The sequence below is a fragment of the Occallatibacter sp. genome, from assembly GCF_049582745.1.
In the GTDB taxonomy this organism is placed as follows: Bacteria; Acidobacteriota; Terriglobia; order Terriglobales; family Acidobacteriaceae; genus Telmatobacter.
Window position 1 is genome coordinate 211,508 of the sequence record NZ_JBAUUO010000074.1, and the last position, 24,531, is coordinate 236,038.

Below are 24,531 nucleotides of genomic sequence, written 5' to 3' on the forward strand. Positions count from 1 at the left end.
TCCGCAACGCAATGGCGCTCTTCAGAGCGAAGCGCCGAGTTCCTGTGATTGCAACAAAGAATGAACATGAGTGAGAGAAATCCTCCGGGACGACTTTAGGTACGGTTTGTTATTCCTGCGTTCGGGGTTGAGAACGCCGCGACCAGAAGAGATACACCGGGATCCCTAGCAAAACGAGAACAAGGCCCGGCCATGTGTATTGGGGCTTGTACCGCAATAATACGATACATATCCACGAAGCCATGACGATATAGAGCGCGGGCAGCACGGGGTATCCGAGCGCCTTGTACGGCCGACTGGCATTCGGCTGCTTCACACGTAGAACAAACAGCCCGAGAATCGTAAGGATATAGAACACCAGCACGGCAAAGATGATGTAGTCGAGCAACTGGCTGTAGGAGCCCGACAAGCACAACAGCGCTGTCCAGCACGCCTGCACAAAAAGCCCCACCGACGGCGTCTTGTATTTCTCGCTCAACTTGCCGACGGACTTGAAGAAGAGGCCGTCCTGGCTCATGGCGTAGTAGACACGCGCGCCAGCCAGCGATAGACCGTTGGCGCATCCGAAGGTTGAGATGAGGATGGCTGCCGCCATCAGGTAAGCTCCGGCGGAATGAAAGACCACCGCGAGCGCTGCCGTTCCCACGCGATCTTCCGCGGCATATTGCAGGCCACGCGCCATTGCAGTCGCACCATGCGGGTCGCCATGCATCGGCAGTACCATCAGGTATCCGAGTGTGGCAAGAAAGTACACCGTCACCACGAATCCTGTGCCCATGATGAGCGAGAGCGGAATGTTGCGACGCGGATTCTTCACTTCCCCTGCGGTGAAGGTGATGTTGTTCCACGCGTCTGCGGAAAAAAGCGAGCCAACCTGCACCACCGCGAGAATCACGAGCAGATTTACGAACACGGTGGGTCCGCCAATTCCGACCTGCACGGGATGCATGTCGCTCCATCCGGCGTTCTTCCAGAATTCGCTCCATCCCTGGCCGAAGTTGGCGGCCATTGCTGTCGCGTTGCGCCCGATGGTAAGCGTCAGCAGCGCCAGAGCTGCGAGCGACAAAGCTTTAGCAGAGGTGAACACGTTCTGGATCATCGCGCCGAGCCTCAGGCCAAACATATTCACGAAGGCCAGGAAGAACACGATCACAATGCCAGTGAGATTCGCGGTGTTAACACCGATGTCCATGTTGCCCAGAACCATGGGACCGATCTTGATGGGCGGAACATGTGCAATATGCCATAGCCAGTGCATGGTTGATATGGTCGGGAAGAAGACGCCAAGGAATTTGCCGAACGCAACGCAGACGGCGGCAATCGTTCCTGTTTGAATCACCAGAAAAAGCGTCCAGCCGTAGAGAAATCCCCAAAGCGGCCCCAGCGATTCGCGCAAGTAGACGTACTGTCCACCGGCCTTGGGCATCATCGCGGCAAGTTCGCCGTAACTCAGAGCGCCGATCATCGTCAGGATGCCGGTAACGACCCAGGCCCCGAGGACGAGCGCGGGCGAGTTGGCGGTGCGGGCAATGTCCGCGTCAACCAGAAAGATGCCGGAGCCGATCATCGAGCCGGCAACGAGCGCGGTGGAGCTGAAAAGCCCCAGCGTCTGCACCATCTTGGGCGCTACGTGGGTCGCCGCGGCGGAGTCTTCAGTTGAGGTGAGTTTGGGAGTTGCCACTTGGCTTGTTTTATCTGAATTTAAAAGAATTGTCTTGCGTAATTTTTGACCAAATAGCGGGCGCTCAGGCATCAGGGCTCACCCAAGCAGATCAATCCAACGCTGGAACTCGGCGGCCGGTGTCTGCGCACGAAAGATTGCTTCCGATACGGCGACCATGCTTGCGCCCGCGCTGAGCACAGCTTTTGCTGTCTCGAGAGTGATTCCGGCAGCAGCACTTAGAACGGCATTGGGTCCGGCTTGTTCGCGGAGTCGACGAACGCCCTCGATGCCGATGGGCGGCTTCTCTGTATGCTTGGTCCGCGTGGGAAAGACCGGACCGATCGCAAAATAGTCCGCCGGTTCTTTCAGGATTCCAGGCAGCAGCCCATCGCTTCCGCCGAAGACGCCGACAATTCTGTCTGGCCCGAGCAATCGGCGGGTCGCGACGGGTGCCATATCACCTGCATCGACATGTACGCCATCAAATTCAACTGCATCAACCAAATCAACCCTGTCATCGAGAATCAGCTTTACTTTCTCGGGCGGCAGCACCGTGCGCAAAATCCGTGCGTCGGCAACGATCTCGTCGTCTGTGCCGTTCTTATTGCGGTATTCGAGCAGGGTCACGCCGGCAAGGGCCAGAGAAGACCCAAGTTCGTTCAGGAACTCGGCTCGGCGCGCGGACGGAATGATCGAGGAATCAAGAATGGGATAGACCTTCGGAAAGACAAACTTCATGCGTCAAGCATAAAGCGGCGTAGCCAAATACCCAGGAAGTGATGAAATGGCCGGCGATTCATCAAAATCCTCGCTGCGCGAGAAGTCGAATCCCGGCCCGTTTCTCCCTGTTCCCCGCTCCCTTGTATTCCTGTTCTCTCGGTCCCTTTTTCCCTGCTCTTCTCACATTTCATCAGCCGACGGGCCGTACATCCCGGGAACCTTCTTATCCAGCAAGCGCAGGTACACGCCGAGTTGCGCGCGATGGTGCACGAGGTGATTCAGCACCCACGTGCGCCAGACGTTGTACTTGGTGTCGTCAATCCAGGTTTGATCGCCGGCAACAAACTTCCAGTTTGAATCCCACTTGGCTGGGGTCATCGCGGCCAGGGCGGACTTGGCCTCAGCTACTTGCTTGTCAAAGCGCGCCAGCAAATCCTTCTTGTTGGTTGGATCTTTCGGGTTCATCTCCGGAGTCCATTCCAGCCGATCATGGGCGATGGTGTGAATGGCCCAGTCGCCATTGGTATCGCTCACGTGGGACGCAAGGCGTCCGAGGGCCATCGACTTGGCATGGGGCTTCCAGGCGAAGTCGGCGTCCTCTGGGATAGCTTCGAGGGTCTTCCGCGTGCGGTCAGTCTCGCGGTCGTATTCAGCAATAAGTTCCTTTTGAAAGTCCATGATGCAACCTCCACGTTGCGAAGGCCAGCATACAACGAATTCCTGTGAAAGGGCGAAGAAAAAGCGATAATTGTTTCAACTGGTTCGCTGCCACAAGGAACCGGTTTCTAGAGCGGTTGCACTCCTTCCGACACAACTGGCAATCCAGCCGCGTCCCATGCCGCCAGACCGCCAGCGATCTCGATGAGATTGGTGATGCCGTGCTGATGCAGGATGCTCACCGCGATAGACGATCGGTAGCCACCCGCACAGTGCACCGCGATGCGGCGGTCGCGTGGCACCTCATCGATGCGCTCCTGGAGGTGATTGAGCGGCACATTGATGCTGCCCTTGATGTGTTTCATTCCCCACTCTCCCGGTCCTCGGACGTCAAGCAGAAAAGGTGGGCTACTCGTTTCCAACTCTTCAGCAGCGATCAAAACACCGGTCCTCTCCGTTGGCCAAACGAGATCGGGCCGGTCGGCTAGCGCGGCCATGCCGCCACGCAGGTAGCCCATGATGTGATCGAAGCCGATGCGGCCGAGGCGCACGGCGGCTTCCTGTTCGTGGCCTGGCTCCGCAACGATCAGGATCGGCTTGGCGCGATCGAGGACCGTACCTGCCCACGTGGCGTATTGCCCGCCGAGACCGATGTTGATGCTGCCCGCAAGATGGCCCTTGGCATATTCGGCAGGATCGCGCACGTCTAGAATCTGCGCACCTTTGTCGCCGAGTTGAAGAACCTCGTCGAGTTCGACGGGCTTCAGAACTTCTTCGAGATTCTTATCGAGTGTGGCGCGTTCGCGTGTGTTCAGAATCGCGTCATACGTAAAGTAGGGCGGCGCGTCCGGCTGATCCGCGGTCACGAGGCGCACGAATTCGTCTTTGCTCATCGGCTTGAGCGCGTAGTTGAAGCGGCGCTGATCGCCGAGCGTCGACACGGTGTCAGACGAAAGCTTTTTGCCGCAGAGAGAACCTGCTCCGTGGGCGGGGCAGACCAGAACTTCGTCGGGCAGTGGGAGCAGCTTGGTGTGCAATGAGTCGTAGAGATGGCCGCCCAGTTCGTTCGCCGTCCAACCGAGGGAGGCACGCAAGTCGGGCCGTCCTACGTCGCCGATGAAAAGCGTGTCGCCGGTGAGCACCGCGAAGGGCTTCGATTTGTCTTTGGCGAGATCGAAGACCAGGATCGAGATGGACTCGATGGTATGGCCGGGTGTGTGCAGAACCTGCAAACGCATGCCGGAAAATTCAAGGGTGTCGCCGTCGTTCATCGGAACGAAGGCGTATTCCGCCTGCGCCCGCGAACCAAGGTGAATCGTAGCTCCGCACGCGTCGCGTAGCTCGAGGTGGCCGGCCACGAAGTCCGCGTGAAAGTGAGAGAGAAAGACATGGCGGATCTGGAGCCCGAATTTCTCGGCGTCAGCCACATACTGTTGGATGTCGCGCTGCGGGTCGACCACTACCGCAATGCCGCTCTGCTCGTCGCCGAGCAGGTATGAAGCGTGCGCCAGGCAGCCAAGATAATACTGTTTCAGGATCATAGGCTCCTGCGAGTCTAGCACCCGCTTTTCGCAACGGTCAGCATGAATCTCAATGCTGTTTCGAGGTCGTTTCTGGCAGCGCGAAAGCCACGTACGCTCCTCCCTGCGGAGCGTTGGGAGTACGCGCATTGCTGGCGGCGATCACGACGTACTGGCGGCCATCGATCATGTATGTCGAGGGTGTGGCAACGCCGGCGAAGGGCAGGTCGGTCTCCCACAGCAGCTTGCCGGTCGCGGTGTCGAAGGCTCGCAGCTTGTGGTCGTAAACGGTAGCGCCGATAAAGAGGACTCCACTCGCAGTGACAACAGGACCACCATAGTTCTCCGTGCCGGTGTTCGTCATTCCGTTCTCCGCGAGCGCAGGGTAATTGCCGAGCGGAACCTTCCAGAGATATTTGCTGGTCTTCAGGTCGATGGCATTCAGTGTTCCCCATGGCGGCGCGATGGCGGGGTAACCGTCGGGGTCCAGGAACTTGCGATAGCCGGTGAAGGTGTACTTGTTCGACCACTCTTCGGGGTTCGAATCCTGCGACTTCACGGCCGGAGCGACTTGCAGGAAACGGAGCAAAGCTTCGAGTTCAGGGCCTTTCACATCCATCGCGGGCATCTGGCCTTTGCCTTTCTGAACGATGTCGGTGGTTTGCGCCGCGTTCATGCGTGCACCCAGCCCGACCAGTTGCGGCGAAGGCGCGATGCCCTCCATGTGATCGCCGTGGCAAGCGGCACATTGCTCGCTGTAAACCTTCTCTCCCGCGGGATCTGCCCCAGGTTTTGAAGCCGCCGCTGGCGCCGGTGCCGCCTGCAATTCTTTCGGCGGTGCAGCAGCGCCTGCACTCCGAAGGTAAGAGACAAGCGAGTTGAGGCGTTCGCCTTCGATATTGGGAAAAGACGGCATGCGCCCAACGCCCTGGTGAATCTTGTCGATTACCTTGTCGGCAGGCATGCGCTTTTCGATGTCGACCAGCGATGGGAAGGTCGGCGGCGAGCCGGCGCGATCTACGCCGTGGCACATGGCGCACTGGCTCTGATATACGGCTTCGCCGGGACTGCCTGCTGTGCTGGGAACAAGTCCGCCGGTCCAGGCCATCTCAGTTGCGTTGATGTAGATGACGGCATGGACGGGATCGATTGCCGGGCCTCCCCATTCGGCGCCACCGTCGAAGCCGGGAAAGACAACCGTCTGCTGGCCTACGGACATGGGATAGAACTGTCCTCCATTGCGGAAGGTGCGAAATGTTTTGACGGCCAAGTCATGCGCTTCGGGTGTGCGCGTGGTGAGCATGTCTTCTGTTAGCTGCTGGCGCGCGTAGGGTTCGGGTGCATCTGGCTTGGGCTGCGTGAGTGAGGCCACTTCACCGGGAACAGTGCTCGCCGAATACTTGAGCTCGTGGATTGGAAAAAGCGGCTCGCCGGTGATGCGGTTGAAGAGGTAGAGATAACCCTGCTTGGTGGTCTGCGCGATGGCGTCGATGCGCCTGCCGTTTCTCACGATGCTGAAAAGCGCCGGCGGCGAAGGAAAGTCACGGTCCCAGATGTCGTGGTGCACGCCCTGGAAGTGCCAGAGGCGTTTGCCGGTGTTGGCGTCGAGGGCGAGAAGCGAGTCGGCGTAAAGATCGTTGCCGATACGATCGCCGCCGTAAAAATCCATAACCGCGGAGCCTGTGGGCGCATAAAGGATGCCGTGTTCGGCGTCGAGCGCCATGCCTGTCCAGTTATTGGCCGCGCCCGCATTTTTGTATGCGTCCTTCGGCCATGTTTCATAACCGGGCTCACCGGGCAGCGGGATCGTGTGAAAGACCCAGCGGAGCGCACCTGTGCGCAAATCGAAGGCCTGGATATATCCGGGCGGAGCGGGATGTGCTTCCGGCTCGCGGCCGCCGACAATGATCATGTCTTTGTAGATCACGCCCGGTGTGGTGAGCGCGATGGAGAGAGCGCTGAAGTCGGTCTTTACACCGTCTATGCCGAGGCCTTTACGCAGATCGATTCGACCACTTTCGCCAAAGCGTGGGATCAGCTTTCCGGTTTCGGCGTCGAGGCAGAAAAGGAAGTTCATGACCGCAGCGTAGATGCGGCCGTGTGCGCCGTCATTCCAGTAGGTCACCCCGCGCGCAGGCTGACCTGCAACGATGCCGGAATCAAATTTCCATTTCAGTTTGCCGGTAGCGGCGTCGAGCGCAATGACCTCAGTCTTCGGCGAGTAGGCATAAAGCGTGCGACCGACGATGAGCGGGTTGGTCTGGATACTTCCCTGCTCACCGGTGTCGTAGGTCCAGGCTTGCCGCAGCAGGTGGACGTTATCGCGATTGATCTGCGTGAGCCCGGAGTAGTGGTCGCCGTCGAGGCCGCCGTTGTAAGCGGGCCAATCGGTCTGCTTGTGGGCCTGGGCTTGGCCGAGACCGCTTGGCAGCGTGAGGATCGCAACGAGAAGTGGATAAATTGCGTAGCGCAGGAATGAAGTGGAAAGCATCGAGAGAGTGCCCAACAGCTTGGCTGGTCAAGAATACACGGCTGGCGCTGCGAGATGGGCGCGCAGGCTCGGCGCAGTATTTCGTCTTCGCGTGGGCTACCCGCCATCTCTGTGCGTATATTTGCCAATTTCAGCAACTTCGGGAGCACTTGATGCGATGAACTGGCTGGCGAGTCACCCGTGGCGCAGCAAAGGGCGTGGAAGGTATGACGTTGAAACCTGATTGAACTGCTTCAAAACTTCGGGTTAGAATTACTGCTCTCCTACAAGAACGGCATCCGTGCGCCGCGGAACTGGGCGCTTGGGCTCAGTCAGACCTCGGGGAATCCAAGATGCGAGTCAGGACAAAACACTCTCTCTGCGCAACTGTGGCGCTTTCGTGTGCCCTCGCTGCATTCTGCGTCAGTTCAAACCAACAAGAACCGCCCGCTGAGCGCATCATTCCGATGATTTGGGATGACGCCACAATTGCGAAACTTGAGGTGCCACTGGCCAATCCAATAGGGTCGCCCAAGCAGGTTCCCAGCACCTACTACTACAAGATTCCTGTGCGGCCAATTTTTAAGAGCTATCCGGTATACGCTCCTGGCCACGAGCCACCCGGCTACATTGACTGGCTCAAACAGCAGGAGCCCGTGGTCCTTTGGGACGATAAACGTCATGCACCGCCTCTCAAGACTGACGCGGATTGGACCAAGGCCGGAGAGATGGTATTCGACGCCCCGGTGACCACAGGACAGATCGGCGGACGCTTGCCGGAAGGCCTTTACGTCCGAGACCCGGAGTTCTATCGCAAAACAGGCACCCCGGTCGCCGCCGACGGTACCGTGCCGTTCTACCGGTACCTCGTCTTCGAAAAGGGAAAGGTGGAGATCGGCATCCTCGGCTGCGCAATGTGTCACACCCGTGTCATGCCGGACGGATCGACTCTGAAAGGCGCACAAGGGAATTTTCCGTTTGATCGTGCTTTCGCCTACAACTACCGCAAGGGCGGCGATTACCCCGATGTTGCCCGCACACTCGAACGCCTTCTCTATGCGGCTCCCTGGGTTCGTCCAGACCCGCAGGCGGGCCTCGAAGAGATGTCGATCGAGGACATCGCGTCGAGGCATGACCCGATCCCTCCCGGCGTCCTCGCGCGCCACCGAACCGGGCCGCTTTACCCGGTGCAGGTGCCGGATCTGATCGGCGTCAAGGACCGTCTCTACCTTGATCGCACTGGATTGCAGCAGAATCGCTCGATCGAGGACATCATGCGATATGCCGCACTCAATCAGGGGGGAGACGACCTCGCCAGCTACGACGGATTTATTCCAGCGGACTTTCCACAATTCAAGAAACTGCCGCCTCCGGATCAGGTGAATGAACGCTACAGCGACCCGCAACTGTACGCTCTGGCGCTTTACATTTACTCACTCAAGCCGCCACCCAATCCAAACAAATACGACGCGTTGGCCGCCGAGGGAAAGGAGGTTTTCGAGCGCGAACGCTGTGGCCGCTGTCATACGCCGCCACTCTACACCAATAACTTTCTCACGCCCGTCGACGGCTTTACGCCATCACCTATCGCTGCGATCCTATACAACGTCTCACTGACTTCAGTCCACACAGACCCCGGCCTTGCGCTCAACACCCGCCGTGGAACCGGCTACTACAAGGTGCCATCACTCAAGGGCGTGTGGTACCGGAGCATGTTCGGGCATAGCGGCTGGTGTGCGACACTCGAAGACTGGTTCGACCCCCGCCGAGCACACGATGATTACGTTCCCACCGGTTTTAAGCCCTACGGCACAAAGACGTATGCAGTGAAAGGGCATCCCTTTGGACTGGAGTTGTCGGAAGAGGATCGAAAAGCGTTGATCGCATTTCTAAGAACGCTTTGAGTAGTCCCCACCTCTAATTGCACTGAGAAACCAGCTACTTTGTCTTCGTCCACGTAGAATGGGAAGCCGCTCCGGCGTGCCCCACCGTCTCGCAGAACGAGAGAGCCTCAAGCCTGCCGCCGAGCCAGGAATCGCTCCATGAACTTGGTGTCGAATTTGCCGGCGCGGAAGTCTTCGTCCGCGAATATCTCCTGGTGCAGGGGAATTGACGTGTCAATTCCCTGCACCACGAACTGCTTGAGTGCGCGCTCCATCTTGGCAATAGCTTCGGCGCGATCGACACCATGCACAATCAGCTTGGCGATCAGCGAATCGTAGTAAGGCGGCACCACGCCTTCGGCATATTGCGCTGTATCCACGCGGATGCCATTGCCGCCGGGAACGTTGAATGCCGTAATCTTTCCGGCAGACGGGGTGAACTTGACGGGGTGTTCGGCGTTGATGCGGCACTCGATGGAGTGGCCCTTGATCTCAATCTTCTGCGGCAGAATAGCGCTGAGGCGCTCGCCCGCTGCAATGCGTAGCTGCGCCTTCACGAGGTCGATGCCGGTGATGAACTCGGTGACCGGGTGCTCGACCTGGATGCGCGTGTTCATCTCGATGAAGTAGAGTTTGCCGTCCTCGTCCATCAGGAATTCGACAGTGCCGGCGTTCTGGTAGCCGATTTCCGTGAGGCAATGGCGCAGCGTCTTGCAGATCTCGTCGCGCATTTTGGGTGTGACCTGCAGCGAGGGCGCTTCTTCGATCAGTTTCTGATGGCGGCGCTGGATGGAGCACTCGCGCTCGAAGAGCGTGGTGACGTGTCCGTGTTCGTCGGCGAGAATCTGGAATTCGATGTGGCGCGGCTGCTCGATGAACTTCTCCATGTACAGCTCGCCGTTGCCGAAAGCATTGGCGGCCTCAGAGGATGCGGCATGGAATAAGTTGGGCAGTTCTTCGTCGGTGCGCACGATGCGCATGCCGCGCCCACCGCCGCCGGCCTTGGCTTTGAGGATGACGGGGTAGCCGATATGCTGGGCGACGTCCTGGGCCTCTTCGGAAGTGGAAAGTACGCCATCGGAGCCGGGAAGGATAGGGACTTTGGCTTCCTTCATAGCCTGGCGGGCCTTTTCCTTTTCGCCCATCAGGCGTGTAACTTCAGGCGGCGGTCCGATGAACTTGATGTTGGAGGCGCGGCAGACTTCTGCGAAGTTCGCGTTTTCGCTGAGCAGGCCATAGCCGGGGTGAATCGCGTCGACATTCGCGATTTCCGCGGCGGAGATGACGGCTGGCACGTTGAGATAGCTATCGGCGGGGCGCGGTGGACCGATGCAAATCGCTTCGTCGGCAAAGCGTACGTGGAGCGAATTGCGATCGGCCTCACTATAGACGGCGACGGTACGAATTCCGAGTTCGCGGCACGCATTCAGCACGCGCAAAGCGATTTCACCGCGATTGGCAACCAAGACCTTACGAAACATTGAGAACCTTAATAAGCAAGCTAGCGGGGCTAGCGGAGTCAGGAACAGCCGATTCAGTCAAAGAGCATTATTGCTTTGAGATGGTTAAGCGCGATAACACCGCGAACTCCGCCAGCGGTGCTCGCTCCATTTTCGTTTTAACTTTCGCGGATAGAAAACAAGGGCTGGCCAAACTCGATGGGCTGGCCGTTGCTGATGAAGCATTTCACCACTTCACCCGAAGCATCGGCTTCGATCTCGTTCATCAGCTTCATGGCTTCAACGATGCAGATCACCTGGCCCTTTTCAACCCGATCGCCGGGCGAGACAAATGGAGGAGCTCCAGGCGATGGCGAGCCGTAGTAAGTTCCGACGATGGGCGATTTGACGATGTGCAAGCCGGCATCTGGATCGACGGCGGGTGCGGGCGGAACCGCGGTGGCCTGCGCCGCTGGAGAGGCTGCAACCGGAGCAGCCACCGTGGCCGCGGCCGCAAGCCGGGCCAAGTCGGCTACGCTTGCGCCGGGCGCCGCAGCCTGCGCGAATTTCAGCCGGATCTTGATATCGCCGCGGTCGAGGTCAAATTCGGCAACCTGGTACTGCTTGAGGAACTCAATCAGTTCTCGAAGATCCTTGATGTCCTGTGGTTTCATTCGTTCCTTTTGCCTGCGCACAACTGCGCGTCAGCGAGTCAAAGTTCGATCAGAGCCTTGGGCGCCGGCGTAAGCACCTGGCCACCGGATTGCGTCACGGCCACCATGTCTTCAATACGAATGCCGAACTTGCCCGGCCAATACACTCCGGGTTCAATGGTAACAACCATGCCCGTCTGCAACCTTGTCTTCTGTCCCGCACCGACTCGCGGCGACTCGTGAATCTCCAATCCAACTCCGTGGCCGGTCGAATGCGAGAATGCGTCGGCCATTCCCGCCCTGCGGAGGATGCTGCGCGCCGCTTCGTCTACTTCTCCGCAACTGACACCTGCGGCAACGGCTGCGACAGCAGCTTCCTGCGCTTCCAACACTGCTTCGTACGCTGTTCGCTCTTCTGCCTTTGGCTTGCCGAGGCAAACAGTACGGGTCATGTCGGAGCAGTAGCCCTCCCGGATTATACCGAAGTCGAGGGTTACCAACCCCCTGCGCGGCACCTGCGCGGTCGAGGCCTTTCCGTGCGGCATTGCGGAGCGCTCTCCTGAGGCGACGATCGTTTCGAAACTCATGCCCTCTGCACCGTGAACGCGTGCCTCGTGTTCGAGTTCCGCGGCAAGTTCAACCTCGCGAATACCGGGCCGGATCATGGTGAGAATATGCTCGAAGAGTTCGCAGCCGATCAGCGCTGCCCGCGACACGAGCTTCAGTTCGTCTTCGTCCTTGACGAGGCGCAGCGGTTCTACGAGTGGAGCGGTGAGCGCAGTAAGAAAGGTTCGGCGCAGCTTTGACGGAAGTTCGGCGCGGAAGCGCGCGAGCTCGGCGACGGTCGTGTGAGCGGGATCGAATCCGGCGAACTCGGCGCCGGGTTGTGCGGCCAGCCATTGCACGGCGGCGATCGCGGGCGGCCCTGTGACGATCTCAACTTGTGCGCCAATCACCTGTGCGGCAGCCTGCGTTTTGTAACGGCCGTCAGTGAACAGGCGTGCGCTGCGGCGCGTGACGGCGAGGGCCGCGCTGGAGCCGGTGAATCCCGAAAGATAACGAACATCGGAAAGATGGGTGACAAGGAGGCTGGAAAGACCAGCCTTCGTTATGCGGCGACGCAACATCCCGATTCTGCGTGCGTGGTCCATCCGGAAAGGTATATCACGCAAGGGACGCTGGGACGAAGGGACTGAAAGACGAGAACGAGGGGACAGAGGGACGTAGGGACAAAGGGGGCAAAGTGGACAGAGGGAAGCGGGGCGGGTCGACTGAACTTTGAAAGTCTCTGTCCTGACGCGAGCCGGTTGGTTGGTAGCCTAATGAAGTCGTTGCGACAGTTCTCCCTCTGTCCCTTTGTCGCTACTCTTTCACATCGCCGGCTTGACGGGCTTCTTCATCTCCGGGTTGAACTCGGCGGCCTGGATTTCTGACTGGCGATCCATCCACTCGTCGAGGCGCGAGCGCTTGAAGCGCCAGCGGTTCCCCAGCTTGAACGCTGGGACGAAGCCCTCGGAGGCGTACTTATAAAGGGTGTCGGGTGAGATGCCGAGGTAATCCGACGCCTGGCGTATATCCATCACTTCGCGGATTTCAGGGACAAGCAGGTTGGTTCGGGCGGCGGAGTTTCGCATGACTGGCACCCCAGGCGGGATTCCGGCAGGAGAGCCGGTGACCCTGTTTATATCGCGGTTTTGCCTGATAGTTCAAGGGTTTTTCCGGAATTCTCCGCGTATTGCCGGGTACCGATGGGTGCTAACCGCTTCACGGAGTGCTTGTTACCCCCTGAAACCGCAACCTATGGTATTTGATTGGCGGGCCGTCCGCTAAGGGTTGGACCGTTGAACCGGATGGTGCCAATTGGAAGGAGCTTCTCCTCGTCCCCCGGCGGCTTACTCGTGCTCTTTTGGCTTTTCTCCCAGAGAAGAGCGATACCGGCCGTCGGCGTACATCTGCTCGATGTTCCTGGCCACGGTTTCCGCTCCCGCCACGTCGCCCGCGGCCCGGAAAGCGGGTTCCGCCTGCCTGTAAAGCTCAAGGGCATGCCGTGCGTCACCCAGGTGTGAGTAGGCAGTGCCCATATTGTTCAGGGTGGTCGCCTCGGCTTTTCTGTCGCCCAACTGACGCTGGATCGCAAGGGCCTGTTGAAACGGATCAAGCGCCTTTTGGGTCTCGCCGAATGCATTGTAGGTCCCCCCAATATTATTCAGCGCATTGGCTTCACCGGAGAGATTCATGCCGCTGTGATAAATCTCGCGTGCTTTTTGAAAAGCATCGAGCGCTTTCTTCTTGTCCTTCGAGGCATAGTAAACAAGGCCCATGTTGTTGAGCAGCGTGGCTTGGCCGTTGCGGTTGCCGGCCATTTCGTACAACGGCAGAGCCTTCTGGTCGAAGTGCAATGCTTCGTCCTGATCGTTGAGCGCACGAAAGACTTCGCCAATATCGCCGAGAATTGCGGCTTCGCGATTCGCATTCCCTAATCTGTGCCAGATGGGGAGCGCTTGTTTGAAGGCATCGAGCGCCTCATCGTTATGTCCCAGGGCGAAGCTGGCGGCGCCGATATCGGACAACGCTGTGGCCTCGGCGGTGTGCTCGTCAAGCTTGCGCACGATTGAAAGCACCTGCTGAAAGTCCTTCAGCGCCTCCGCCGGGCTGCCATGCGCGAAATAGAGTGCGCCAATGCGGTCGAGGACGAGAGCCTGAGCGCGCAGATCGTTTACGGCGATTGCCTCTTTGGGATCGGCCTCAAAACCTGCCGGGCTGCCCTCCACCCTGAGGGCCGGTTGCACGGACGCGGTACTGGCCGCAGGCGCCAGGGTCGCATCTGTATTCTGGGCGCAGGCGCACGGCAGAGTCACCAGCGAGGACAGAAAAACTGTGACGACCAGGGATGCCGCCGACACTGAAGCTTGTGCTGGGGTGCACATCGACCGACCTCCGCCACTTCAGGCGTTTCGCCCGCGCAGCAGAAGCGAGGTTGCGGGCTTGGAACAGAAAAGATTCGGGGAAACTGTACCCCGAAAATTCGACTTGATGCAATTGAATTCTTGCCGGAACGGGGCAATTCTTCAGCAAATCAGTGGAAAACAGCAACGCCGCCAAAGAATCGGCGGCGTTTCTGCCCAGGAAAAAGTGCTGCTCAGGTTAATTCTGATCGTCGCGGCGGTGGAGAGTCGGCCTGTCGTCGCCGCTGTCATCGCCGGCCTGACCATTCTTATCGCCGGAGGTGCTGGCGCGGCGGAGGGAGGGCTTGTTCTTGTCCTTGGTGTCGAGAAGGCGCCGCTTGTTTTCGATGCGCGCCAGCCGGGCCTTTACGTCGTCGAACTCCGACGTCGTGACGGTGTACTCATCGCGCGCAGGCAGAATTCTCGCAATCTCTTCCTGGGAGTGCAGGATGCGATCAGGAGTCTGGGGATGATCGGAGAAGGCCTTGGCCACCAGGCCTGGCTTGCGTTTTTCGAGCGCCTGCACCTTCTCAAAGAAGGTGATGAAGGCCTGTGGATCGTAGCCGGCACGATACATGTACTGGATGCCGAGGAAGTCAGCCTGGGCCTCGAAGTCGCGCGAAAACTTGAGGAAGGTGAGCGGTATCGCGAATTGGGTTGCTTCGTAGATGCCATAGCCGGTCCAGCTGTAGCCGGTCATCATGATCAGCGGGATGGTGCCAAGCTGGGCGTAGTTCATGCGCGTCTGCTCACGGACAGCGTGGTGAGCGCAGACATGGGCAATCTCGTGGGCCATGACGCCTGCGATTTCGGCTTCCTCGTCGGCATTCAGGATCAGACCTGAATTCACATAGAAGAATCCGCCGGGAAGCGCCATCGCGTTGATTTCGTCTGAATCGATGACCTTGATGGTGAAGGGCACCTTGCAATCGGAGTTCTTGACGATGTTCTGGCCGACGCGGTTCACATATTCGGTTACGACGGGATCGGTGATGAAACGGGTGCTCTTCTCGATTTCGGTGGCGTACATCTTGCCCATCTTGATCTCGGAGTCAGTGGAATACCAGTTGCCGAAACCGCGCCCGCCAATGTCACGATTGCCCACGGCGCCGACGTCGTCGATGCTTCCCGGCTTGACCTTGACAGGATCGCTGCCCACATCGACGACTTTTTCCAGATCGACATTGGTGGCGGCGACATCGCCCTTGACAGGTTCCGTGCCAGCGGGGCAGGGATTGTCCTTGTCTTTATCCTTCTTCTTGGTGTGCTTGTCCTTCTTGTCGCTTGTTTCGGAGGGGACGCAGTCCGGTGCATCCGCGCTGTCTTTCGACGCACTGTCTTTGCTCTTGGTTTGGGCGTCGGGCTGTGCGGACGTGTCGCCGGCTACCGGGGTCGTGCCAGGAGAGGGCTTAGCGGACGGTTCGGTTGAAGGCGGCGTTGTGGTTGCCGGGGGATTCGCTTGCGGGGTGGTCTGGGCCGGCGGGGCTGCCGTCGGGTCGCTCGCCGGTGTTGACTGAGGTGCGGATTGCGCACTGACCGCGGTGGCCACAGCCAACGCCAATGCTGCAAGAATGCCCGACCTGAAACTGCTAAATACTGCCGTCATGACCTCACCTCTGGACCTGACTTACTGACTTGTTGACCCGCCTGCCTGCTCTGTTTTCTGCGATGCAACTGCCCGCACTTCTGCCGCTTCGCTCTAGTCATTAGACGTTAGTATGCGCTGAGTTGGCAGCCGGGTTTACAAGATTTTCGTAGGGTAAATACGACCGCAATTCTCTGCCACCGTGGCGCTGGCCCATTTCGAGAGGTGACATGGGGCTAAATTGGTCCCAAAATCCACATTGTTTGGGCCAGCGAAGCCGGCTGCATTAAATTGAAGAGCACGAAGAATTTCTGGAGGAGTTGTGCGCCGGGTATCGTTCTGGGCCATTGCCGTGTTCACACTCGCCGCGGTGCAAAGCATTGCGCTGCAGACGCATCCGCGTGCGCGTTTTCCGGGATTCGGGCACCCACGCAAGGCCGAGGCTCCGCCCAAAGCTGCCCCGGAATCCTCGGTAATCGACGCCTCGAGCCTGGGATCGCCAATCGTTCTGGACAAGGGCTGGCGGGTCGGAATTACCTCCGATCCAGCGGCAGCAAATTCCGCATTTGACGACTCCGGCTGGGCGATCCGCGACGGAAAAGGCACCATTGCGGACGTGACCGAGCCGACGGACGAACCGGACCACTCTGACCATCCAGACCGCGAAGACAAGTACGCATGGTTCCGCCTGCACGTGAAGCTTGCCCCGAACCATGGCCCCATTGCGCTGCTGATCGAGCTGCCCGTAACGCAGAGCACCGCCCCGAACCTTACCAACACGGGGCCGGGCGCCGACGTGTTTGCGAACGGCAAGTTAATCCTGCCCGAGGGTCCGCATCCGAGTGACAGCTTCAATTATCAGCAGATCTCACGGCTCTACAACCTGAACATTCCGGCGTCAGAAACCTCGCTCACGCTTGCGGTTCGCACGCTGTATATCCCGTTTGGCCTGTCCGGCTACACCAACTTCTTCTATAACCGGACCTTTCGCCTCGGCAATCCCGACGACCTCGACCAAACCCTCGAGCTGTGGTCGGTGCGAACGCTGTTCGAACGGCTGCCGCGCCTGGTAATCGCAATTCTGCTTCTGTTCTTGTCGGTCTTCCTGGTCACGCTCTACTTTACGCAGAGGGGCCATCCTGAGTATCTCTGGCTGGCGCTGCACGAACTGGTGCAGGTGCCGATCGGCATTATTGACCAGGCCGGAAGCTCGGCGCGTCTCGACTATATCTGGTACGGCGCGCTGTATCTTCAACTGCTTTTCATTTCCGCCTACCTCTATTTCGAGTTTCTGGTGGCGTTTCTGGCGCTGAAACGGCGCTGGTATATCAAGCTGCTGCGCTACTCATCGCCTATTCTGGCTTTTATCGCTCCGACGGTTCTGCTGGTCGGTCATAACAAGATCATCGCGGTTGCACTCTTTATCGTTTTTGTCTGCGCGATTCTCTGGATGATTGGCTGGGCCATCTTTGTGTTTCTCACCCTGATTGTTGCGACCATCAAACGCAACTTTGAGGCGGGTCTGCTGCTTATTCCCCTGGTGCTGACAATGGTGGGAATTGCGGAGCCTATCCTGACCGGCGGCTGGGGCGAGTTTGGCGGCGGCAGCTACAAGTCGCCGCTGACGATCCAGGCGGGGCCCATCCCCATTCACTTCGCCGCGATCGCAGACTTTACTGGTCTGCTGGCGATTATCGTCATTATCTTCGTGCGCTTCCTGCGCATTCACCACGAGCAGGAACGAGCCAGCGGCGAACTGGCCGCGGCACGCAGCGTGCAGGAGCTGATGATTCCGCGCGAGAAGGTCGAGACACCGGGGTACGAGGTGGACTCGGTGTACAACCCGGCGAACGAAGTGGGCGGCGACTTCTTCCATGTGGAGCCCACATCGGATGGCGGGTTGCTGGTGATCCTGGGCGATGTGGCCGGCCACGGCCTGCAGGCGGCAATGAATGTTTCCATGCTGATGGGCGCGCTGCGCCGCTCTGAGGAAAAACGTCCGGCGCGGATTCTCGAGTCGCTCAATCGCGTTCTGATCGGAAGCGACAGCTTTACGACCTGCCAGGTTGCGTGGTTCGGCCCGGACGGCGAAGTCATCGTCGCAAATGCCGGGCATCTGCCGCCCTACCTGAACACGCAGGAGGTTCGCCTGCCGGGTGGATTGCCGCTGGGTGTGCTGGGCGATGTGACCTACGACGAGGTGCGGCTCTACCTGCATCCGGGCGACAGGCTGCTGATGATGTCGGACGGCGTGGTAGAGGCGCGGCATGGGTCGGGCGAATTGTTTGGATTCGATCGCGTCCACAATCTCAGCAACCAGTCGGCGTTCTATATTGCCGATGCGGCGAAAGCATTCGGACAGGAAGACGATATTACGGTCCTCACCATTCGGCGGCTGACAAAGGCAATGGCGGCGTAGCGACCCGTTCCCCGCTTTGAAAACCGCGACAAACAACGGCTCCTAAGCCGCGTGCATCGAAGAGCGTAATGAGCCGAACGTTGCTGCCCGGTAAGCCCTATCCCCTAGGTTCAACCGCACTGAAAAAAGGCACAAACTTTGCCCTCTTCTCGGAAGGCGCCGAACGCGTGGATGTGTGTTTCTACGACGCCGACAGCAATGAGACAGACTGCGTCACGCTGTTGGAGCGAACCGCATTTGTGTGGCACGGATTCGTCAGCGGCATCAAACCGGGGCAGCTTTATAACTACCGCGTGCACGGGCCGTGGGACCCCGAGCACGGGATGCGCTTCAACCCCGCGAAATCGCTGGTCGATCCCTATGCCAAGGCGCTGGCGGGACAAATCGACCGAACGGCACCAGTTTTTCCCTACGATGTCGCATCGGGCGACCCTCTCAAAATCAACGAGCAGGACAGCGCGCGCGGAGTGCCGAAGTCGGTCGTGATTCACGATCCATTCGATTGGTCAGATGACGTCAGGCCCGAGACTCCGCTGCCTGACTCGGTGATTTACGAATTGCACGTCAAGGGTTTCAGCTTCCGGAATCCCGAGATTCCCGAGAATCTTCGCGGGACTTACGCGGGGCTTGCGCACCCTGCCAGCATTGCGTATCTCAAGAATCTTGGAATCACCGCGGTCGAATTGCTGCCGATTCATCAGTTCATCGACGAAGGGCATCTCGTCGAAAAAGGCTTGCGCGACTATTGGGGATACAACACACTCGGTTACTTTGCTCCCACGTCGCGCTACTGTTCCTGCGGCGACCAGGGCGGGCAGGTGCGCGAGTTCAAGGAGATGGTGAAAGCGCTGCATGCGGCCGGCATCGAGGTGATTCTCGACGTGGTGTACAACCACACCTGCGAAGGCAACCACATGGGGCCGATACTGAGCTGGAAGGGCATCGACAACCTGACGTACTACCGCGTCATGCAGGACGATGCGCAGTTCTACATGGACTATACGGGTACCGGCAATTCGCTCAATGTGCGCAATCCCCAGGTGCTGAAGATGATCATGGACTCGCTGCGCTACTGGGTTACGCACATGCATGTGGACGGGTTTCGCTTCGACCTAGCGGCCACGCTGGCGCGTGAACTGCACGACGTGAGCAAGCTGTCGTCCTTCTTCGACACGATCCACCAGGACCCGACCCTGGCCGAAGTTAAGCTGATTGCCGAGCCGTGGGATGTGGGCGAGGGCGGATACCAGGTGGGCCAGTTCCCTGTTTTGTGGGCGGAATGGAACGGAAAATATCGCGACACGGTGCGCAGGTTCTGGAAGGGCGATGCGGGCCAGTTGTCCGATTTTGCATATCGGCTGACAGGTTCGAGCGACCTCTACAAGTTCGACGGGCGGAAACCGTACGCGAGCATCAACTTCATCACCGCACACGATGGATTCACCTTGTGCGATCTGGTGAGCTACAACGAGAAGCATAACGAAGCCAATGGTGAAGAGAATCGCGACGGATCGGATAACAACGACTCATGGAACATGGGTGTCGAAGGTCCGACCGATGATCCGGAGATCAATGCGCTGCGCGAAAGGCAGATGCGGAACTTTCTGACAACCCTCTTGCTCTCGCAGGGAGTGCCGATGCTGACTGGCGGAGATGAAGTGGCGCGCTCGCAGATGGGCAATAACAACTGCTACTGCCAGGACAACGAACTGACATGGATGGATTGGAATCTCGACGAGAGGCGCATGCGTCTGCGCGAGTTCACCAGCCGGATCATCCAGTTCCGACTCGCGCATTTCAACCTGCACCGGCGGAAGTTCTTTCAGGACCGTGAAGTTCGCAGGCGCTCAGACGGATCGGTTGTTCTTTTGGAAAAGGATGCGGCATGGTTCAATCCAGACGGGAATGAAGTTTCAGACGAGGATTGGAACGCGCGATGGACCCGCGCCATTGCGCTGCTGCTCAACGGTTGTACGCTGCAGGTGTCCGATGAGGATGGGAAGTGGATTATGGACGACAGCTTTTTGCTACTGATTAATGCCGCTGAGGAGGGAGTCGAATTCGAACTGCCTCAGTCGCCGAGAGTGAAGCCCTGGCGCCAGGTGGTCGATACGGAAAACACCGCCGATCCATTTGCAGAAACGGCCGTTGGCACTTCGGTGATCGTAGGAGGCCGGGCGCTGAAGGTTCTCAGCGACGCGGGGGTCTAATGGTGATGCAGGGTCGAAAACCCTGAAAACCGGCGTGCGCGGTCCCACGGCGCCGATCACCGCGAATTGCCGCGCGGTCTTCGGTCGCTACCGGGTAACGCCATTCACGATCGTGGTTCCCAGCGCAATGAAGATGTGATTCACGCTGGTGGCGATTGCCGCTTCGCCTGCGATACAGCCGAAAGCGATCAGGCCGACGGCCATCGCGTATTCGGTCATGCCCTGGCCCTCGGTGCGATCAAGCACGAACCTTGCGGCAGCATAGAACTTCAGGATGAGCTCTTGCATTCCGTGTCCCCTGTCGTGGATGCAATAAGTCGGCAAGTTCCACCGCATGTGCATCCAATTACACAGCCCCGATGCATCCACTAAACGCTTTCCAGTGAGTTGAGCACAGATGACGGGGGTGCATGGACCTTAGTTCCCTCCCCCAAAAACGAGTGTATTCAACGCGCAAATGGAAAAGCCCCACCCGTGCGGATGAGGCTTTGGCTGTGGATCGTGCTTTTGCCGATTAGCGGGAGGCGGTTGCCTGGACGGCCAGTCCTAGTCGTAGTATTCGAGGCCGAGGTGGGTGATCAGGTCGGCGCCCATGATGTGACGCAGGGTGTTTTTGAGTTTCATCGACTGGATAAACAGATCGTGCTCCGGATACAGGCCCTCGCGTGTCTGGGGCGACTTGAGGTAGAAGCTCAGCCACTCCTGGATACCGATGGACTTGAGCGACGGCGTGCGCCTGGCGAGGTCGAGGAACAGGACCAGGTCGAGCGCGATGGGCGCGGCAAGGATGGAGTCACGGCAGAGAAAATCGACCTTGATCTGCATGGGATAGCCGAGCCATCCGAAGATGTCGATGTTATCCCAGCCTTCCTTGTTGTCGCCGCGCGGCGGGTAGTAGTTGATGCGGACCTTGTGGAAGATGTTCTTGTAGAGATCGGGATAGAGCTCAGGCTGAAAAATATATTCAAGAGACCCGAGCTTCGATTCTTCCTTGGTCTTGAATGACTCAGGATCGTCGAGCACTTCGCCGTCGCGGTTGCCGAGGATGTTGGTGGAGTACCAGCCGGAAACTCCGAGCAAGCGCGCTTTGAAAGCCGGCGCCAGAACGGTCTTCATGAACGTCTGCCCGGTCTTGAAGTCCTTGCCGCAGATGGGTGCGGAGTTCTTCTTCGAGAGCTCAATCATGGCAGGCACGTCGACGGTGAGATTCGGCGCGCCATTGGCGAAGGGTACTCCCTCAGTAAGTGCCGCGTACGCGTAGATCTGTGACGGGGCAATACCGGGATCGTTGGCCTCGAGGCCCTTCTCAAAGGCTTCGATCGACCGATGAACTGCAGACGGCTCGAGAAAGATCTCGGTCGACCCGCACCAGATCATGACGACGCGGTCGACCGTCTTCTTGAATGCCTGGATGTCGGCACGTACCTGCTCGGCAAGGTCGCGCTTGTTTTTTCCTTTTTTCACGTGGGTGCCGTGGAGCCGCTTGACGTAGAACTGGTCGAACACAGCGGGCAGAGGCTTGATGGTTTCGAGGTACGGCTTGAGTTGCTGGAGCAGGTCTTTGTCGAGCACCTTGGCGTGCGCGGCGCTCTCGTAGACGTTGTCTTCGAAGATGTCCCAGCCGGTGAAGACGATGTCGTTCAGGTCCGCAAGTGGGACAAAATCCTTGACCAGCGGCGACTTGTTGTCGGTGCGCTTGCCGAGGCGCACAGTGCCCATCTGGGTAAGCGAGCCGATGGGTTTGGCGATGCCGCGACGGACTGCTTCAACGCCGGCGATCATCGTGGTGGCCACGGCGCCGAGTCCAACCACCATGACTCCGAGCTTGCCTTTGGCGGGCTCAGGCTTTGCAACAGCGGTCTTCGGGCCGCCTTGTTCTGAAGTGCTCATTTTGTTTTTCCTTACCTTCCTTTGATTGCTTTACGAATCCGGAAATTTCAATTCACGCAGACGCAACAGTGTACTCCCGCAGGGCCGGACTTTCGCGGCAGTGCGTCACGCTTCGCTGGCTTGGCGGAAGCGGTTGATATGAGTCCAGACAAACCAGATGATGGCGGCCAGAAGACCCAGTTCGACCACCAGGTGAAAGCGATGAAAAGCCTGCTGAAATCGCGGATCGGTGTGCCACTTTTCCCCGAGCTTCATGCCAACGTATGCAAGGCTAAAGCACCACGGCCACGAACCGATAAAGGTGTAGAAATGGAATCGCAACTGTGGCATCCTGGCCACACCTGCGGGAAATGCAATGAAGGTCCTGACGACCGGCAACAAACGCCCGAGCAGGACCGTGATGGTGCCGTACTTCTCGAAAAAGTGCGTCATCCGATCAAGGTCGTGATGGCTCATGAGCACCCAGCGGCCATAGCGCATCATGAGCGGCCGCCCACCGGCAGCACCTATCCAATAGGCGATCACGGACCCAATATTGCAGCCGATGGCGCCCGCGGTGGCGACCCAGAAAAGGCTGAAGCGGCCCGTGTAGACCAGGTAGCCGGCAAAGGGCATGATGATTTCGCTGGGGAGTGGGACACAGGCGGATTCGATACCCATCAAAGCAGCAATGCCGGTGTATCCCAATGAGCCGATGACCTGGGTGACGAAATGAATCAAAAACGGCAAAATGCGTTCGGTCATGGGCTTCGATCAGTATATAGGTTCGAGGCGGCGAGCATCCTGATCCTGCTAGGATTGAGTTGATTTCAACGCACGTTCGAGGTGTTTCCGTTGGCTGAGTTTCCTCCCGTTCCGCTTACCCTTGAAGGGTCTGCACTGTTGCACCAGTTTTTTCGCTTTGACTGGAAGACGTGGCGGTGCTCCGCGCACGGCGAACGTTCGGACATGGTTGCCGAGTTTACTGCGGCGCTTCAGCGACTGGAACGAAGCAGCGATGGAAAGGTGCAGACGGGACTCTTCTCCGAACTGGGACACAAGGGCGACCTGATCCTTGTTCACTTTCGCGATTCGTTCGAGGCGCTGAACCAGGTTGAACTGGACCTGGCGCAGACGGCCTTTTCTGACTTTCTGATCCCGACGCATTCCTACGTTTCTGTGGTTGAACTGGGTCTGTATGAATCGAGTCGCAAGACGTACGAAGCAGCGTCGGCCAAAGGCTTCGACAACCACACGCCGGAATGGAATGCCGAGGTTGAGGCCTCGCTCAAGCGCGGAGCGGAGGCGATGAAGCCGCGCCTCTTCCCTTCCATTCCAGAAGCGAAATACCTCTGCTTTTATCCCATGGACCGCAAGCGCGGCGAGCAGGTGAACTGGTACACGGTGCCGTTTACCGAGCGGCAGCGCATGATGCACGAACATGGCATGATCGGCCGCCGCTACGGCGACGTTGTGAAGCAGATCATCTCGGGGTCAATCGGGATGGATGACTGGGAATGGGGCGTAGACCTGTTTGCCGATGATCCGGTCGTCTTCAAAAAGCTGATCTACGAGATGCGGTTCGACGAAGTTAGCGCGGTGTATGCGCTGTTCGGGCAGTTCTACCTGGGGGTGCGGCTGCCGATTGAGAAGCTACCGGATTGGCTCAACGGCAAACTCTAAGAGATTATGTCTCCTACAAAGACTTCTGCGAAGAAGAACCCGGCAAAGAAGGCGATCAAGCGCGCGTTATCTCGCGATCTCGCGCCGGAACGGATTGCGGCGATTTTGAAGGCGCTCGACGAGGCTTACCCGGATGCAGTTTGTGCGCTAACGCATCGAACGCCATGGGAACTGCTCGTCGCTACGATCCTTTCGGCGCAGTGTACGGATGTGCGGGTGAACATGGTGACGCCGGAGCTGTTCAAGCGCTTCCCTACTCCGGCGGCGATGGCCAAGGCGGAAATTCCGGAGTTGATCGAGCTTATTCGCACGACGGGGTTCTTCAACAACAAGGCGAAGTCGATCAAAGGTGCGGCTCAGGCAATTGTGGAGCGATTCGGCGGCAAGGTTCCTGAGACACTGGCGGAACTGATTACCGTTCCCGGCGCGGCGCGCAAGACGGCCAATGTAGTGCTCGGCGTGAGCTACGGCAAGGCCGAGGGCGTGGTCGTCGATACGCACGTCTTCCGCATCGCGCATCGCCTCGGCCTGACCAAAGCCGACACTGCCGAAAAAGTCGAGCAGGACCTGATGCGCATCCTTCCGCAGGATCGCTGGATCAGCTTCTCGCACCAGGTGATTTATCACGGACGGCAGGTGTGCATCGCGCGCAATCCGAAGTGCGACAAATGCAATCTCGAGCAGCTTTGCCACTCGAAGGATAAGACCTGGCAGAGCTGAAGAGGCGGCCTGCAACTGGGATGGGAGCGTGGCGCTGGCCGGGCATCGATCGTGTCAGTGCACGTTCGCGGTTCCTCGACAGCCGGCTGTGATGC

Annotated in this window: 19 protein-coding genes; 5 read left to right on the forward strand and 14 right to left on the reverse strand. The window is 58.7% G+C overall.

Features of this window, described 5'->3' with window-relative positions; genetic code table 11:
* Positions 1-109: 109 nt before the first annotated feature.
* From WCA10_RS12765 to WCA10_RS12785, 5 genes are all read right to left on the reverse strand, one after another.
* A complete protein-coding gene (locus WCA10_RS12765) occupies positions 110-1,618 on the reverse strand; it encodes an APC family permease (protein WP_472822951.1) in 1,509 nt (502 codons plus the stop codon).
* Positions 1,619-1,759: 141 nt separating this feature from the next.
* Entirely contained in the window at positions 1,760-2,401 is a 642-nt protein-coding gene (locus tag WCA10_RS12770) for a thiamine phosphate synthase (RefSeq protein ID WP_472822900.1), read from the reverse strand.
* Positions 2,402-2,563: 162 nt separating this feature from the next.
* Complete coding sequence (locus WCA10_RS12775; RefSeq protein ID WP_472822901.1) at positions 2,564-3,061, reverse strand: DinB family protein; 498 nt, start codon at positions 3,059-3,061, stop codon at positions 2,564-2,566.
* Between the two features lie 107 nt (positions 3,062-3,168).
* Positions 3,169-4,581 (reverse strand): MBL fold metallo-hydrolase, encoded by a 1,413-nt coding sequence (locus tag WCA10_RS12780; protein WP_472822902.1) that lies wholly within the window; start codon positions 4,579-4,581, stop codon positions 3,169-3,171.
* Between the two features lie 49 nt (positions 4,582-4,630).
* Entirely contained in the window at positions 4,631-7,051 is a 2,421-nt protein-coding gene (locus WCA10_RS12785) for a c-type cytochrome (protein WP_472822903.1), read from the reverse strand.
* A 446-nt stretch (positions 7,052-7,497) separates the two neighbouring features.
* On the opposite strand from WCA10_RS12785, the gene WCA10_RS12790 reads away from it, so the two are divergent.
* Entirely contained in the window at positions 7,498-8,934 is a 1,437-nt protein-coding gene (locus tag WCA10_RS12790; RefSeq protein ID WP_472822904.1) for a hypothetical protein, read from the forward strand.
* A 107-nt stretch (positions 8,935-9,041) separates the two neighbouring features.
* Here WCA10_RS12790 and accC read toward each other — a convergent pair whose 3' ends face one another.
* The 6 genes from accC to WCA10_RS12820 form a co-directional block, all read right to left on the reverse strand.
* Complete coding sequence (accC, locus tag WCA10_RS12795) at positions 9,042-10,394, reverse strand: acetyl-CoA carboxylase biotin carboxylase subunit (RefSeq protein ID WP_472822905.1); 1,353 nt, start codon at positions 10,392-10,394, stop codon at positions 9,042-9,044.
* Positions 10,395-10,531: 137 nt separating this feature from the next.
* Positions 10,532-11,026, reverse strand: coding sequence for an acetyl-CoA carboxylase biotin carboxyl carrier protein (gene accB / locus WCA10_RS12800; RefSeq protein WP_472822906.1), 495 nt, complete (start codon positions 11,024-11,026; stop codon positions 10,532-10,534).
* Positions 11,027-11,064: 38 nt separating this feature from the next.
* A complete protein-coding gene (locus tag WCA10_RS12805; RefSeq protein ID WP_472822907.1) occupies positions 11,065-12,132 on the reverse strand; it encodes a M24 family metallopeptidase in 1,068 nt (355 codons plus the stop codon).
* Between the two features lie 243 nt (positions 12,133-12,375).
* Positions 12,376-12,639, reverse strand: a complete 264-nt coding sequence (locus WCA10_RS12810; protein WP_472822908.1) for a helix-turn-helix domain-containing protein — start codon at positions 12,637-12,639, stop codon at positions 12,376-12,378.
* 258 nt (positions 12,640-12,897) lie between these two features.
* A complete protein-coding gene (locus WCA10_RS12815) occupies positions 12,898-13,932 on the reverse strand; it encodes a tetratricopeptide repeat protein (RefSeq protein ID WP_472822909.1) in 1,035 nt (344 codons plus the stop codon).
* A 217-nt stretch (positions 13,933-14,149) separates the two neighbouring features.
* A complete protein-coding gene (locus WCA10_RS12820; RefSeq protein WP_472822910.1) occupies positions 14,150-15,556 on the reverse strand; it encodes a M48 family metallopeptidase in 1,407 nt (468 codons plus the stop codon).
* A 301-nt stretch (positions 15,557-15,857) separates the two neighbouring features.
* Between WCA10_RS12820 and WCA10_RS12825 the strand changes: the two genes are divergently transcribed.
* Together WCA10_RS12825 and glgX are read left to right on the forward strand one after the other, a co-directional pair.
* Entirely contained in the window at positions 15,858-17,954 is a 2,097-nt protein-coding gene (locus tag WCA10_RS12825; protein ID WP_472822911.1) for a PP2C family protein-serine/threonine phosphatase, read from the forward strand.
* A 68-nt stretch (positions 17,955-18,022) separates the two neighbouring features.
* Positions 18,023-20,164, forward strand: coding sequence for a glycogen debranching protein GlgX (gene glgX, locus WCA10_RS12830; protein ID WP_472822912.1), 2,142 nt, complete (start codon positions 18,023-18,025; stop codon positions 20,162-20,164).
* A gap of 87 nt (positions 20,165-20,251) precedes the next feature.
* Here the strand turns inward: glgX and WCA10_RS12835 are convergent, their stop codons facing one another.
* From WCA10_RS12835 to WCA10_RS12845, 3 genes are all read right to left on the reverse strand, one after another.
* Positions 20,252-20,452, reverse strand: coding sequence for a Flp family type IVb pilin (locus WCA10_RS12835; RefSeq protein WP_472822913.1), 201 nt, complete (start codon positions 20,450-20,452; stop codon positions 20,252-20,254).
* A 258-nt stretch (positions 20,453-20,710) separates the two neighbouring features.
* Positions 20,711-22,054 carry an inositol-3-phosphate synthase gene (locus tag WCA10_RS12840; protein ID WP_472822914.1) on the reverse strand — a complete coding sequence of 448 codons (1,344 nt, stop codon included), beginning with the start codon at positions 22,052-22,054 and terminating at the stop codon, positions 20,711-20,713.
* 105 nt (positions 22,055-22,159) lie between these two features.
* Complete coding sequence (locus WCA10_RS12845; RefSeq protein WP_472822915.1) at positions 22,160-22,798, reverse strand: DedA family protein; 639 nt, start codon at positions 22,796-22,798, stop codon at positions 22,160-22,162.
* 90 nt (positions 22,799-22,888) lie between these two features.
* Here WCA10_RS12845 and hemQ point away from each other — a divergent pair, with 90 nt between their 5' ends.
* Both hemQ and nth read left to right on the forward strand, forming a co-directional pair.
* On the forward strand, positions 22,889-23,716 hold the full coding sequence (gene hemQ / locus WCA10_RS12850) for a hydrogen peroxide-dependent heme synthase (RefSeq protein WP_472822916.1): 828 nt from the start codon (positions 22,889-22,891) through the stop codon (positions 23,714-23,716).
* Between the two features lie 6 nt (positions 23,717-23,722).
* Positions 23,723-24,436, forward strand: coding sequence for an endonuclease III (nth, locus tag WCA10_RS12855; RefSeq protein WP_472822917.1), 714 nt, complete (start codon positions 23,723-23,725; stop codon positions 24,434-24,436).
* The last annotated feature ends 95 nt before the right edge of the window (positions 24,437-24,531 follow it).

Coding starts and splice junctions, on each gene's coding strand:
- WCA10_RS12815 (WP_472822909.1), bottom strand. CDS start 13,932: ATGTGCACCCCAGCACAAGCTTCAGTGTCGGCGGCATCCCTGGTCGTC.
- WCA10_RS12810 (WP_472822908.1), bottom strand. CDS start 12,639: ATGCGAAACTCCGCCGCCCGAACCAACCTGCTTGTCCCTGAAATCCGC.
- glgX (WP_472822912.1), top strand. CDS start 18,023: ATGAGCCGAACGTTGCTGCCCGGTAAGCCCTATCCCCTAGGTTCAACC.
- WCA10_RS12780 (WP_472822902.1), bottom strand. CDS start 4,581: ATGATCCTGAAACAGTATTATCTTGGCTGCCTGGCGCACGCTTCATAC.
- WCA10_RS12845 (WP_472822915.1), bottom strand. CDS start 22,798: ATGACCGAACGCATTTTGCCGTTTTTGATTCATTTCGTCACCCAGGTC.
- WCA10_RS12840 (WP_472822914.1), bottom strand. CDS start 22,054: ATGAGCACTTCAGAACAAGGCGGCCCGAAGACCGCTGTTGCAAAGCCT.
- WCA10_RS12775 (WP_472822901.1), bottom strand. CDS start 3,061: ATGGACTTTCAAAAGGAACTTATTGCTGAATACGACCGCGAGACTGAC.
- WCA10_RS12805 (WP_472822907.1), bottom strand. CDS start 12,132: ATGTTGCGTCGCCGCATAACGAAGGCTGGTCTTTCCAGCCTCCTTGTC.
- WCA10_RS12790 (WP_472822904.1), top strand. CDS start 7,498: ATGATTTGGGATGACGCCACAATTGCGAAACTTGAGGTGCCACTGGCC.
- nth (WP_472822917.1), top strand. CDS start 23,723: ATGTCTCCTACAAAGACTTCTGCGAAGAAGAACCCGGCAAAGAAGGCG.
- WCA10_RS12765 (WP_472822951.1), bottom strand. CDS start 1,618: ATGGTGCAGACGCTGGGGCTTTTCAGCTCCACCGCGCTCGTTGCCGGC.
- accC (WP_472822905.1), bottom strand. CDS start 10,394: ATGTTTCGTAAGGTCTTGGTTGCCAATCGCGGTGAAATCGCTTTGCGC.
- accB (WP_472822906.1), bottom strand. CDS start 11,026: ATGAAACCACAGGACATCAAGGATCTTCGAGAACTGATTGAGTTCCTC.
- WCA10_RS12835 (WP_472822913.1), bottom strand. CDS start 20,452: ATGCAAGAGCTCATCCTGAAGTTCTATGCTGCCGCAAGGTTCGTGCTT.
- WCA10_RS12785 (WP_472822903.1), bottom strand. CDS start 7,051: ATGCTTTCCACTTCATTCCTGCGCTACGCAATTTATCCACTTCTCGTT.
- WCA10_RS12820 (WP_472822910.1), bottom strand. CDS start 15,556: ATGACGGCAGTATTTAGCAGTTTCAGGTCGGGCATTCTTGCAGCATTG.
- WCA10_RS12770 (WP_472822900.1), bottom strand. CDS start 2,401: ATGAAGTTTGTCTTTCCGAAGGTCTATCCCATTCTTGATTCCTCGATC.